At 70.3% G+C, this 12,632-nt stretch carries 12 protein-coding genes; 7 read left to right on the top strand and 5 right to left on the bottom strand.

What is annotated here, in order from left to right; all coding sequences use genetic code 11:
- Nucleotides 1-6: 6 nt before the first annotated feature.
- Nucleotides 7-786 (top strand): exodeoxyribonuclease III, encoded by a 780-nt coding sequence (locus tag IF67_RS0109770; protein WP_030984135.1) that lies wholly within the window; start codon nt 7-9, stop codon nt 784-786.
- Nucleotides 787-869: 83 nt separating this feature from the next.
- On the opposite strand, the gene IF67_RS0109765 is transcribed toward IF67_RS0109770, so the two are convergent.
- A complete protein-coding gene (locus IF67_RS0109765; RefSeq protein WP_030984133.1) occupies nt 870-2,681 on the bottom strand; it encodes an SGNH/GDSL hydrolase family protein in 1,812 nt (603 codons plus the stop codon).
- Nucleotides 2,682-2,896: 215 nt separating this feature from the next.
- Here IF67_RS0109765 and IF67_RS0109760 point away from each other — a divergent pair, with 215 nt between their 5' ends.
- The 5 genes from IF67_RS0109760 to IF67_RS0109740 all read left to right on the top strand — a co-directional run bounded on the left by IF67_RS0109760 (nt 2,897) and on the right by IF67_RS0109740 (nt 6,736).
- Complete coding sequence (locus IF67_RS0109760; RefSeq protein WP_030984131.1) at nt 2,897-3,337, top strand: DUF6278 family protein; 441 nt, start codon at nt 2,897-2,899, stop codon at nt 3,335-3,337.
- Between the two features lie 193 nt (nt 3,338-3,530).
- A complete protein-coding gene (locus IF67_RS0109755) occupies nt 3,531-4,259 on the top strand; it encodes an amino acid ABC transporter ATP-binding protein (protein WP_199812709.1) in 729 nt (242 codons plus the stop codon).
- Nucleotides 4,260-4,273: 14 nt separating this feature from the next.
- Nucleotides 4,274-5,212 carry a glutamate ABC transporter substrate-binding protein gene (locus IF67_RS0109750; RefSeq protein ID WP_030984127.1) on the top strand — a complete coding sequence of 313 codons (939 nt, stop codon included), beginning with the start codon at nt 4,274-4,276 and terminating at the stop codon, nt 5,210-5,212.
- 19 nt (nt 5,213-5,231) lie between these two features.
- Nucleotides 5,232-5,876, top strand: a complete 645-nt coding sequence (locus tag IF67_RS0109745) for an amino acid ABC transporter permease (protein WP_030984125.1) — start codon at nt 5,232-5,234, stop codon at nt 5,874-5,876.
- Nucleotides 5,873-6,736 (top strand): amino acid ABC transporter permease, encoded by an 864-nt coding sequence (locus tag IF67_RS0109740; protein ID WP_030984123.1) that lies wholly within the window; start codon nt 5,873-5,875, stop codon nt 6,734-6,736. The genes IF67_RS0109745 and IF67_RS0109740 overlap by 4 nt, the downstream gene beginning before the upstream one ends.
- A 62-nt stretch (nt 6,737-6,798) precedes the next feature.
- Here the strand turns inward: IF67_RS0109740 and IF67_RS0109735 are convergent, their stop codons facing one another.
- From IF67_RS0109735 to IF67_RS0109720, 4 genes are all read right to left on the bottom strand, one after another.
- Nucleotides 6,799-7,590 carry a class I SAM-dependent methyltransferase gene (locus IF67_RS0109735; RefSeq protein WP_030984120.1) on the bottom strand — a complete coding sequence of 264 codons (792 nt, stop codon included), beginning with the start codon at nt 7,588-7,590 and terminating at the stop codon, nt 6,799-6,801.
- Nucleotides 7,591-7,596: 6 nt separating this feature from the next.
- A complete protein-coding gene (locus IF67_RS0109730; protein WP_199812703.1) occupies nt 7,597-8,829 on the bottom strand; it encodes an MAB_1171c family putative transporter in 1,233 nt (410 codons plus the stop codon).
- Between the two features lie 4 nt (nt 8,830-8,833).
- Nucleotides 8,834-9,334 carry a hypothetical protein gene (locus IF67_RS0109725; protein ID WP_030984116.1) on the bottom strand — a complete coding sequence of 167 codons (501 nt, stop codon included), beginning with the start codon at nt 9,332-9,334 and terminating at the stop codon, nt 8,834-8,836.
- A gap of 530 nt (nt 9,335-9,864) precedes the next feature.
- Nucleotides 9,865-11,469, bottom strand: coding sequence for an alpha/beta fold hydrolase (locus IF67_RS0109720; protein WP_030984114.1), 1,605 nt, complete (start codon nt 11,467-11,469; stop codon nt 9,865-9,867).
- A 273-nt stretch (nt 11,470-11,742) separates the two neighbouring features.
- Here IF67_RS0109720 and IF67_RS0109715 point away from each other — a divergent pair, with 273 nt between their 5' ends.
- Nucleotides 11,743-12,609 (top strand): class I SAM-dependent methyltransferase, encoded by an 867-nt coding sequence (locus IF67_RS0109715; protein ID WP_051817826.1) that lies wholly within the window; start codon nt 11,743-11,745, stop codon nt 12,607-12,609.
- Nucleotides 12,610-12,632 lie beyond the last annotated feature (23 nt).

Below are 12,632 nucleotides of genomic sequence, written 5' to 3'. Positions count from 1 at the left end.
ACAGACATGCGCATCGCGACCTGGAACGTCAATTCGATCACCGCCCGCCTCCCGAGGCTGCTGGCCTGGCTGGAGAGCACCGGCACGGACGTGCTGTGCATCCAGGAGACCAAGTGCACCGCCGAGCAGTTCCCGTACGACGAGCTGCGCGAGCTCGGCTACGAAGCCGCGGTCAACGCCGACGGCAGGTGGAACGGCGTGGCGCTGCTGTCCAAGGTGGGGCTCGACGATGTCGTCATGGGCCTGCCCGGCGGCCCGGACTACGACGGGGTGCAGGAGCCGCGGGCCGTGTCGGCGACCTGCGGCCCGGCCCGGGTCTGGTCGGTGTACGTCCCCAACGGCCGCGAGGTCGGGCATGCGCACTACACCTACAAGCTCGGCTGGTTCGAGGCGTTGAAGACCGCGGTCGCCGAGGACGCGGCGGGCCCCCGCCCGTTCGCGGTCCTCGGCGACTACAACGTCGCACCGGCCGACGAGGACGTCTGGGACCCGTCCGTCTTCGAGGGTGCCACCCACGTCACGCCCGCCGAGCGCGCCGCCCTGACCGCCCTGCGCGAGGCGGGCCTGTCGGACGTCGTGCCGCGCCCCCTCAAGTACGACCGGCCGTACACCTACTGGGACTACCGCCAGCTCGCCTTCCCCAAGAACCGCGGTATGCGCATCGACCTGGTCTACGGCAACGAGCCGTTCGCCAAGGCCGTCTCGGACGCCTATGTGGACCGCGAGGAGCGCAAGGGCAAGGGCGCCTCGGACCACGCCCCGGTCGTGGTGGACCTCGACGTCTAGGGGGCTCCCCCTACGGCGTGCCCTGCCGGGGAACCTGTGGGTCTGCCGGCGGCCGGCCCACGGGACAGGCCCCGGGGCGGGCCTCAGCTCCGCACCGGTACCAGCGCGCGGAGGTCCACCGCGTCGCCGAGCGCCTTCAGGCCCGTGTCGCCGGGGTGGAGGTGGTCGCCGCTGTCGTAGGCGGGCAGCAGCCGTTGGGGCCGCTGCGGATCGCGGAGTACGGCGTCGAAGTCCAGGCTCGCATCGAAGACGGTGCGGGCGTGGTCGCGTACAAAGGCGTTGACGGCCTCCCGGCGGGCCTCCACGGCCGCGGTGCAGTCGGGATAGCCCTCGCAGGGCGCGACGGTGGCCACCACGACCCGCAGCCCCCGCTCGTGGGCCCGCCGTGCGAGGGCCCGCAGCCCGGCGATGACCTCATCGGCCGAGGTCCCCCAGCGCACATCGTTGATGCCCTCGAACACCACCACCGTCCGCGCCGAGGGCTGGGCCAGCACATCCCGCTCCAGCCGGTGCTGGGCGCTCACCCCGCCGGTGTCGGTGCTGACCCCGTCGCCCTGATAGCGGTCGGTGACGATGCGGTTGGCCGAGATGCCCTGGTTGAGCACGCCGTAGCGCGGCAGCGCGTGCTGCGCCTGGAAGCGGCGGGCCAGCACATCGGGCCAGCGCCGGTTGGTGCCGCTCGTCGACTTCACCCCGTCGGTGATCGAGTCGCCCAGGGCCACGACCGAGCCGGGACCGCCCTCGACATCGACACCCGTCAGGAACGGCCAGCTGGTCATCGTCTCCGGGTAGGCCGCGCCCCCGGCGTCCGCGGTGCGGTCCCCGCTGCCCGCGGCGCTCAGATACGACAGCTGGGCCGCCTCCTGGTGCACCGGCGCCGCCGTCACCGTCCCCGGCAGATGGATGCTCACCAGCAGATCGGCGTCGGCGGGGACGGTGAAGCCGACGGGATCGCTGAACGCCTCGGCCCCGGCCGCTATACGGGTCCCGGTGCGCCCCTTGCCGAAGGTCAGGGGGACCGGGGAGCGGTCCGCCGCCGCCCCCGCGCCGCGCACCGCGATGCTGGCCGCCCCGACGTCCACCGGTGTGGCGGCGAAGGTGTTGGCGATCCGGATCCGTGCCCGGGGGCCGCCCGCGCCGCTGTGCACGACCAGCCGCAGCGTACGGTCGGTCCAGGGACCGACGGCCCGGTAGCCCGCCGTGCTCGCCGCCCAACTCCCGGTCCTGCTCCGCCCGGTGTCCCGTACGGACACCGCGAACACATGCAGCGCGCCGGACGCCGCGGACGCCTTGGGCAGCACCACCGAGCTCACTTCCCGCCCCGCTCGCAGCGTCACGGTCACCGCGTACAGCCGCGCCGCCCCGGACGACTGTCCTTCCGGACCGTTGATATGGGGCAGCGCCACGGCTTTGGTGCTCAGCGGCCCCGACCGCCAGTCGGGCGCGGTGAGTTCGTAGGCGCTGTGCGAGCCGTCGCGGTAGTGCACCGTCCCGGTACCGAAGGCCGGGCCGCCCGTCCCGGCGACCAGGAAGGTGAGGGCCTCGCCCCGGCCGCGCACCGCCACCGGCTGGCCGTCCGCCACCACATTGTCCGGGGTCCCCGGTGCCGTGCGCGGCAGACCGAGCCGGGTTCCTTCGAGGGTCAGTACGCTCCCGGGCGACCAGCCTGCCGCCGCCAGGTCCTGCGCGGACAGCGAATGGCCCGCACCGTCGAAGTCGGCTGCCCCGGGACGGGAGTTGTCACTGACCGCCCGGTTGTCGAAGAGCCGCGCCAAGGGCAGCGGGCGGTGCGGCGCGCGTGCCGCGACGGCGGTCGCGGTTCCGGCTCCGGTGGCCGGCAGTGCGGTCGTGGAGAGCAGCACTGTCAGGGCGGTGCCCCATCGTCGTACACGCATCGGTCCGTATCCCTCCGGGTGGCGTCAACGGGCAGGTGTGAGCTGCGTTCCAGGCCGGTCCCGCGAGGGGCGAGAGGTTCCTGGGGATCCAGCAGATCCGATCCGAGCGCCATGAAGGTAGGGAGAGGATGAGGAGGCGTCAAGGTGACGAACGGGGCACGCTTGAGCCGCGCGCCTGTGGCCGCGACCACAGGTCGGGTGGGACCCTGCACACCATGAACATGTCTTTTCTGGACAAGTGGCGCAAGCGTCAGCATGCACACCGGTCCGTGCCGCTCGCGGAGTCGGTGCGCGCCGACCCCGAAAGCGTCGTCGAGCTGCTGTCCGAGTGCGCGCTGCTGCGGGCCCAGGCGGCCACTGCGGGTGTGGAACTGGACGACTCCGAGCGGTCGTTGGAGGCGCTGGACCAGCTTCAGCCCGTATGGCGGGACGACCCGGAGGTGCTGCCCTGGCTCGGCAACGACGCCGGTCTCTACCTCGGCACGGTGCTGGTCCGCACGGTGCGCGGCGCCGTCTGGCACGTCTGGCCGGACGGACAGCCGGTGGTCCGGCTGGAGTCCGGACGGGAGATCGATGTGGTTGCCATGGGCCATGAGTGGGCCGATACCGGAGCGCCCGAGCTGTCGCAGGTCTATGCCGAGGTCTCCGAGACCTGACTCCGCCCGCGGGGAGCGCGGGGGCGACGGTCCGCGGCGGCCTCGCAGCAGGTTCGTCCGTAACTCTGATTTATCCGCCCATCTCTGTGCATACGTGCGTGTCAGCGAAGAGGCGCCCCATTTACCCCGGTAGGTTGCGGGCTCTGCGCTGTACGGATGAGAGTGGGCAGGTCTGCATATGGCCGGTGAGGCGCTGATTGAACTGCGCGGGGTCAACAAGCACTACGGAAAGCTGCATGTCCTCCAGGACATCGAGCTCACCGTGGGCCGCGGGGAGGTGGTGGTGGTCATCGGGCCCTCCGGGTCCGGGAAGTCCACCCTGTGCCGGGCCATCAACCGCCTGGAAACCGTCGAGTCGGGCACCATCGAGCTGGACGGCAGGCCGCTGCCCGAAGAGGGCCGTGCGCTGGCCCAGTTGCGGGCCGATGTCGGCATGGTCTTCCAGTCCTTCAATCTCTTCGCCCACAAGACCGTGCTGGACAATCTGATGCTGGCACCGATGAAGGTCCGGAAGAAGAAGAAGGACGAGGCCGCGCGGCGCGCCCGCGAACTCCTGGAGCGGGTAGGGCTCGCCGACCAGGCGGACAAATATCCGGCGCAGCTCTCCGGCGGCCAGCAGCAGCGCGTCGCCATCGCCCGCGCACTCGCCATGGACCCCAAGGCACTGCTCTTCGACGAGCCGACCTCCGCCCTCGACCCGGAGATGATCAACGAGGTACTGGAAGTCATGCGGCAGCTCGCCCGGGACGGTATGACGATGGTCGTGGTCACCCACGAGATGGGCTTCGCCCGCTCCGCAGCCAACCGTGTGGTGTTCATGGACGACGGCCGCATCGTCGAGGACCGCACCCCCGAGGAATTCTTCACCGCGCCGCGCAGCGAACGGGCGAAGGACTTCCTCTCCAAGATCCTCAAGCACTGAACGGGGGCGTCGTGATGCCGCACAGCCACTCCTCGCCCCTGCGCCGCGCCCTGCTGGTCCTCGTGGCCCTGGTGCTCGCCGTGCTCGCACCGGCCCTCGCCGGCTGCGGCCGGGAAGGGAGCCCGCCCGTCAAGGGCCCCGAGGGCAGCAAACTGCCCCACTACCCGGTCGCCAAGAACTTCTCGCTGCCCGAATCCCCGACCTGGGTGAAGGCCAAGCGCCGCGGCCATCTCGTCATCGGCGTCAAGGAGGACCAGCCCTACCTCGGCGAGAAGGACCCGGCCAGCGGCCTGTACACCGGCTTCGACATCGAGACCGCCAAGATGATGTCCGCCGCCCTCGGCTTCCCGCCCCACACGATCGAGTTCAAGACGATCGCCTCCGCCAACCGCGAGACGGCCCTTCAGAACGGTCAGATCGACCTCTACGTCGGCACCTACACCATCAACGACAAGCGCAAGAAGCTGGTGGGCTTCGCCGGCCCCTACTACATGGCCGGGCAGGCGCTGCTGGTGCGCACCGACGAGAACAACATCAAGGGACCACAGGACCTGGCCGGCAAACGGGTCTGCTCGGCGGCCGGTTCGACCCCCTACCAGCGCATCCAGACCGAGTACCCCAAGGCCGTGCTGGTCGCCTACGACACCTACTCGGTATGTGTCGACAACCTGCTCACCTACCAGGTCGACGCGGTCACCACCGACGACGCGATCCTGCTGGGCTACGCCGCCAAGGTGCCCGACGAGCTGAAGGTGGTCGGCAAGCCCTTCTCCGAGGAGCCGTACGGCATCGGAGTCCCCCGGGGCGACAACGCGCTGCGGTTCGCGCTCGACGACGCCCTTGCCGCGAACGAGAAGAACGGCAACTGGCAGAAGGCGTACGACGCGACGCTCGGCCTGTCCGGAGTGCCCGCCCCCAAGCCGCCCCCGATCGACCGCTACCCGGCGACCTGAGCCGCCAAGGAACGGACCGATGAACGTTCTCCTCGACAACCTCTCCCTCTACGGGGAGGGCCTGCTGGGCACCGTCGAACTCACCGTCTACGCCTCGCTGCTCGCGCTCGTCCTCGGTTTCCTGATGGCCGCGTTCCGGGTGGCGCCGGTCGGCTCACTACGGGCCTTCGGCACGGTCTGGGTGACGGTGCTGCGCAACACGCCGCTGACACTGCTGTTCTTCGCGGTGGTGCTGGGCCTGCCGCGCTTCGGCCTCGTCCTGCCCTTCAAGCTGTTCGCCATCCTCGCGCTCGGCTGCTACACCTCCGCCTTCATCTGCGAGGCGGTGCGCTCCGGCATCAACACCGTGCCGGTCGGGCAGGGCGAGGCGGCCCGCAGTCTGGGCATGACCTTCCCGCAGACCCTCGGCGACATCGTGCTCCCGCAGGCCTTCCGGTCCGTCATCCCGCCCATCGGCTCGACGCTGATCGCGCTCGCCAAGAACTCCGCGATCGCCGGCGCCTTCAGCGTCGTCGAACTGCTCGGGGTCTACAAGCCGCTCAACGAGATGGGCTACAGCATCGTCTGGACCTTCGTCTGGATCGCCGTCGGCTATCTGCTCGTGACCCTGACCATCAGCGCGATCTTCAACGTGCTGGAGAAGCGCCTCGGAGTCGCCCGATGACCACCGCCCTCTACGACGTCCCGGGCCCGCGGACCAGGCAGCGGCACCGGCTCTACGGTGTGGGCTCGACGGTGGTGATCCTCGCTCTGATCGGCTGGATCATCTACCTCCTCCTCGTCAGCGGCCAGTTCGCCGCGGCGAAGTGGACTCCCTTCGCCTACAAGGGAATTCAGGAGCTCCTGCTGCGGGGCCTCGGCAACACCCTGAAGGCCTTCGGTCTCGCGGCCGTGCTGTCACTGGCGCTGGGCGGGGTGCTGGCGACCGGCCGGCTCTCCGAGCACCGGGTCGTGCGCTGGGTGTCCACACTGCTCGTGGAGTTCTTCCGGGCCATGCCCGTACTGGTCATGATCTTCTTCATCTATGTGGCGCTCAAGGCGGAACCCCTGGTCGCGCTGGTCGCGGGGCTGACCCTCTACAACGGCTCGGTGCTCGCCGAGGTCTTCCGTACCGGCGTCAACTCCGTGGACCGGGGCCAGCGGGAGGCCGCCTACGCCCTGGGCATGGGCAAGACCCAGGTGATGACCCATGTCCTGGTGCCGCAGGCGGTCCGGGCGATGCTCCCGGCGATCATCAGCCAGCTGGTGGTCGCCCTGAAGGACACCTCGCTCGGCTTCCTCATCACCTACGAGGAGTTCCTGCACGCCGGCAAGCTGATTGCCTCCAACCTCGACTACGACCTGCCGTTCATCCCCGTCGTCATGATCATCTCGCCGATCTACATCGGGATGTGCATGCTGCTCTCCTGGCTGGCCAACTGGGTCTCCAGGCGCCAGCGGCGCAACCCCAAGGTCGAGGCCGTCGAGGTGGCCGCCCCGGAACCGGGCACCTTGCTGCCGGGGAGCCACAAGCCGCCGGCGTGAGAGCCGGGCGGGAGCCGGGCACCGCACAGGCGGCTTCAGCCCGGCCGGCCTGCGGACGGTGCCTACGCCGGGCGACGGGCCCAGGCGGAGAGGGTCATCTGGGGGATGTCGATGAAGGCCGGGTCCTTGAGGAGGGTGTGGAACTCCGCCAGGTCGGCTTCCGTGACCAGACCGTCGGCGAGGAGAGTGGGTGCGGCCTGGTTGATGAGCGGGAGCCAGCGGTCCTTGTCGAGTCCGCCCATGTAACCGGGGTTCGCGGCGAAGGCGACGTCGGACAGACCGCTGCCGGCCAGGAGGGCGGGCAGGCCCCGGACCCAGGTGAGGTCGGCGCCGTGCTCGTGGTACATGCGCTGGTAGGCGTCGAGGATGCGCCGCATCACGGGGAAGGGGCAGGTGGCACCGGGCAGGTGGTAGGGCTCTTCGATGACGAGCCAGCCACCGGGGGAGAGCCAGCGGCTGACCCGCGCGACCATGTCGTCGCGTGCGGCGAGATGGCAGAACAGGTAGCGCGCGTGGATGAGGTCGAAGCTGCCGGGGGCGTAGTCCTCGTCCGTGATGTCGGCTTCCTGGATCTCCAGGTTCGCGGCACGGCCGGCGTCGAGGTGGCGCGTGTCGAGATCGACGCCGACCACGCGTCCGTCCGGGCACCGTCCCGCGAGCCAGTAGGCGATGGAGCCCGCACCGGCGCCCAGCTCCAGACAGTTCCAGGAGGCTTCGACGGGGAGGCGGTCCAGGACTCCGGTGGTGAACGTGTCGACGCTGCCTTGGATGGACGTCAGGCGGTCCCGCTCACGTTCGGCGTCATTGCTCAACATGCCGCTGGTGTAGGGGGTGCGGGCGGACTGCTGTGTCATGGATTCCTAACTCGTGCGGGAAGGTGACGACTGGGGGGCACGCGGGTCCGGCACCGCGGGACGGGCCTGTGCGGGACCGGCCGGTGCGAGCGGCACGGCGAACGAGCGTACGGCGGGCAGCGCGCGGGCCCGAAGGACGGCAAGCAGGAAGTCGGCCTCACTGCGGAGGCCGTCGTGGGCGGGCCCTCCGGGAGCGAGTTGGTTCGGCCGGGGGGTGGCCGCGGCCTGCTGGGCGTCGAGGGCGGTGCACAGCCAGCAGGCGGTGACCGCCGGCTCGATCTGTTCCCCGGGCAGGTGCTGTGCCCCGATGTGGTGCCGAGCGGCCTCCATCGCCTCGGACGTCACGTAGTCGTGCAGCACGAGCAGGGCGTCGCGGATCTCGATGACCTGGCGGTAGAGCCGGAGGCGGATCGTGCGGGGTCCGCCGAGCACCGCGCGGACGCGAGGGACCGGCTTGTCCAGAGTGACGTACGGAACGGCTTCGGTGACCTCGCGCCACAGAGGGTGCAGGCGCCAGAGGGCGCTCATGTCGCGGGCGGCCCGGTGGATGGTGAGGACCAGGGGCAGACCGACCCCGGCGGTCATCAGCCAGGCCGTGACCCCGATGTTGAGCGGGAACAACGCCCCCAGCCAGGCCGGCCGGGCGAGGAGGAAGGCCAGGACGACACACCAGAACGTGGCGGACGAGGTGAACCCGGCGGCGAGCAGCAGGAGCCCGGTGCGTACGGGCCGGTCGTCGCCGGCCCGGCGCCCGTAGCGTACGCACAGCACGGCGCACGGAATGGTGCCGATGAGGTGGGCCGCGATGAGCAGCCACCAGAACGGGCTGTACCAGGGGACGGCCTGGCTGGTGACGCAGCCGGCATCCGGCGAGACCGTGTAGTTGAGCGCGATCAGCGCGGCGATGGTGAGGACCGTCGGGCCGTAGACGAGCCAGGGGCGGCGCCGGGACATGGCGGCGAGAACGAAGTCGAGGATGAGCGCCGAACTGAGGACGCCCCAGCCGTTCATGAACAGGCCGCAGCTCTCGGCAAACCGGAAGGCATGGTTCAGTGCCGCGGTGACGGGGTCGAGATAGACGGTGATCGACCCGGCGAGACCGATCGCGGACATCAGCAGCATCTTCTGCTGCCGGGAGCGCCGGGCGGTGGGCAGCCGGAGGACGATCACCAGCCACAGGGCCAGTGCGCCGGTGAGCTCGACGCGGGTGCCCAGTTCGTAGAGGGAGTGTATGTCCACGGACCTACCTGCGGATTCCTAGGGCGACTTCGAGCGTGCCGCGTACCCCTGGGGATGACGAAGGGGGCAGCATACCCGCGGCCGAGTGGATGAGGCTGGCGACGAGTTCGGCCTCCTGTTCCTGCTCGGAGGTGTAGCTGGTGCGGCCCAGCAGTCGGCTGACCACGTCGGGGCGGAGGCCGGGCAGCAGCGTGGCCAGCGCGCTGCGGTTCTCGTCCTGGCTGGTGCCGTGATCCCACAGGATGTGACCGATCTCGTGGAGAACGATGTGCTCCTGGTGGAACCTGGTGGTCTTCTCCTCGACGAAGATGTGGTCGCAGGATTCGGTGGCGATCCACAGGCCGCAGGCGTTCACGGCGGAGCCGATCGCCAGGGTGTGGATCCGGATGGGCCGGCCCCGCCGGGCCGACAGCTCGCGGACGAGGGCTTCGACGGAGAAGGGACTGGGCAAGTCGAGCGCGCTGACGAGCGCCTGGCACCGCTTGCGGACCTGCCGTGTGGTCATGGTGTCACCTTGTTTCCGGCGCCTGGGTCGGCTGTACATCGCTCCCCACCAGTCTGGCGCAGCGCGATGCGCACAGTGAGGCCGCACGCTGCCAAGGACTGTGACGGCAGCCATCGTCGCCGTTACGCGAGGCGATCTCAAGAGGGGACCGAGGAGCAGGCTGTCGGCTCGTCTTCTGCTCTCTCCCCGGCCTGCCTCGACACCACGGCATGAACCACCCGGCCGAACACCACAGTGGAGTCCCCGGTCCCGAGGGGGGAGTGGACCTCCCGAGGGCGGAGTGGACCTCGCACTCCAGCGCCACCGGCGAGTCCGCCACCCGCAGCGGCTGCACCCGAAGACTCGGCTCGCATGCGACGCTCGTGAAGAAGGGGTGCGGCGCGAGGTCGTGCGTGCCGTCCGCCGACGTGAGGGCCGGAGAGCGCGGACGACGGGGAGGGGAGGGGGCGGGAGTACGGGGGAGGGGCGGGAGCGCCGGGGGACGCGCTCCCGCCCCGTGGGCGGATGGCCTTCTGGAAGGGAGACTCCCCTCAGTCGCGCACCGGCACCGACACGTACGACGGATCACTCGCCGGGGAGGAGAACGTCAGCCGGGCGCCGCTCGGGTTGTACTCGCTGTACAGCGGGTCGACGGTGTCCACGACCACCGCGAGACGGTGGCCGGCCGGGACGTCGTAGGCCGTGGAGAACAGGTCCAGATCCACGCCGAAGGGCTGGTTCGGCGTCTTGCCGTGGAAGGTGTACGGCGCGTGGGTGACCAGCTTGCCGATGCCGAGCGGGCCCACGTCGTAGAGGTAGGCGATGGCGGTGCCGCTCTCCGCCGTGCTGGTCATGGTGGTGTGCAGCCGAGTGGTCCCCCTGATCCGCTGCCCGGTCTCATAGCGCTCGGACTGCCAGACGGCGGCCAGGGAGCGCGGCAGCAGCGGGATCGAGGCCATCGGCGGCAGCCGGAGGAACTGGTCCAGCATGCTGGAGAGGAAGATCAGCCCGCCGTTGGCGCCGGAGTCCCAGTTGGTGTGGATCTGCCGGCTGTCGCCCAGCTCGATCTTCCGCTGCGTGGACGCCACGTCCTGCCAGCTCTTGTAGCCCTCGTACGCGCCGGTGGAGCGGGACTTGAGCAGCACCGGCGACTCGCGGTCGATGCCGTTGTCCGCGCCCTTGAGGTAGTGGTCGAACCACCGCTGGGTGTTGGTCCAGGTGTCGTTGGGCAGTCCGAACAGCCCGAGCCCCTCGGCCGTCGCATGGTCACCCGGGCGGAATTCCAGCCGCTTGGGGCCCTTCAGCTTCTCGTAGAAGTGGGCGTACTGGTTGGGCGGGAACACGGAATCGCCCCATGCGTTGCCCAGCATGATCGCGGCGCCATTGGCGTTGATCTTGTCGAGATAGGTGCTGGGGGAGCGCTTCCTCCCCCACTCGATCATGTCCTTTTCGGTGGCGAGATCCGAGGTGAGGAAGTTCTTGAGGATCGTCCGGAGTTCGGGGCTGGGGCGCCCCGTCAGCTCGCCCGTACCGTTGAGGAACCCCACTGCCTGGAGATGCTGGGTACGGCCGCTGTAGATCGAGTCGATGAGGTCGGCCCAGCCGCTGAGCGCCGCAACTGCCTTGATCCGCTTGTCGAATGCGGACGCCAGCAGGCAGATTCCGGCACCGTAGGAGACCCCGCCCATGCCGACCTTCTGCGGATCGGCCGGTGTGTGGGCCAGCGCCCAGTCGATGACCTTCGACGCGTCGGCGACGTCCTTCGGACCGGCCGTTTCGATCTCCCCGCCGGACTGCCAGAAGCCGCGGGAGTTGTATCCGACGACGACATAACCCGCTTCGGCCAGCTTCTTGGCCTGCGCCATGTACTCGATCTGCGGCATCGACCAGCTGGTGGGCAGCACGATGACCGGGTAGCGCCGGGTGCCGTCGGCGCCGGCCGGGGTGAAGACATTCGCCTTGAGCGTGATGCCGCCGTCGCCCTTGATGTCGACGAACCGTACGGAGGGGGAGGCGCCCGATACTGCTGCCGTGGGGGCGGATTCCGGCGTCGCCGCCTCGGCGGTGGCAGGCGCGCCGGCCAGAACCGTGGTGGCGAGTACTGCCGCGGAGACGGCACTGGTCGCGGCACGCAGTGTCGTACGGGAGGGCCTCATCTTCTGCTCCAGATCTCGATGCGGGCCGACCGCACGCTGTCCGAGGACAGGAGGGGCGTACGTGACCCGAGTTGACTGGAGAGTAAAGTCCGCGCCTTACCTTAGGTAACCCATCGGTAGGTTACGGCTGAGTAACGCCGTTGGGCCCAGGGGGAGTCGGAGGTGGGAGAGGGGGTGGGGCGGATGGGGGCGGGCGGGGTATCGGCGAGGATGGTGCTGAGTGGTGAGTTGCCGAGTTGCCGGTCGTGTTGTCGGCCGGGGGAGGGGGAAGCGGTGCTCCAGACGCCGTTCGATGAGAGTGAGCGCCGGGCCTGGGCGGGGAGTGCGGCCGCATACGAAGCCGGGTTCGGCAGGCTCTGTGCCTACACCGTGCCGCAGTTGCTGGATGCCGCGGGGGTGACCGAGGGCGTGCGGGTGCTGGATGTCGGCACGGGTACCGGCTCGGCCGCCGCGGCGGCCGGTGCGCGCGGTGCGCGGGTGGTCGCCGTGGACGCCGAGCCCGATATGGCCCGACGTGCCGCCCGCGCCGTACCCGACGCGTCCGTCCATATCGCCGCGCTCCCGCAACTCCCCTATGCTGACGGGCAATTCGACGCCGTGGTCGGCAACTTCGTGCTCAATCACGTGGGGCGGCCACGGGTGGCCCTCGACGAACTGCGCCGGGTGACCCGGCCGGGCGGCCGGATCGCGCTGACGCTCTGGGCGGCGCCCGCGGCGCCGGGGCAGGCGCTGCTCGGCCGCGCGGTACAGGCGGCCGGTGTGAGCCGTCCGCCGTCTCTGCCCGCGCTCGCCCCCGAGGACGACTTCCCGCGCACCGAAGACGGCCTCGTCGGCCTGCTGCGGGGCGCGGGCCTGACGGATGCGGTCTGCCGGCCGCTGTCCTGGGACCACCGCACCACCCCGCAGGAGTGGTGGAGCGGTCCGGCGGCAGGGGTGGCGACCGTCGGCCGGATCGTCTGCGGCCAGGGGGCGGCCGTGGCCGAGCGCATCCGACAGCAATTCACCGTGCTGGCCGAGGAGTTCACCGACGAAGACGGCCGGCTGGTGCTGCCGCACACGGCGCTGCTGGCGTCCGGGCGGGTTGCCGGGCCCGGCCTGCCGTCCCGCGATGACCCCCGGGTTCCCGCAGCTCGGCCATGACCAGCGACCGGCGAGGGGTGGCG

It is taken from the genome of Streptomyces sp. NRRL S-1813, assembly GCF_000719605.1.
Classification (GTDB): Bacteria; Actinomycetota; Actinomycetes; order Streptomycetales; family Streptomycetaceae; genus Streptomyces; species Streptomyces decoyicus.
The sequence above is the reverse complement of the archived record's forward strand: the minus strand, read 5'-3'. Positions and strand labels throughout refer to the sequence as shown.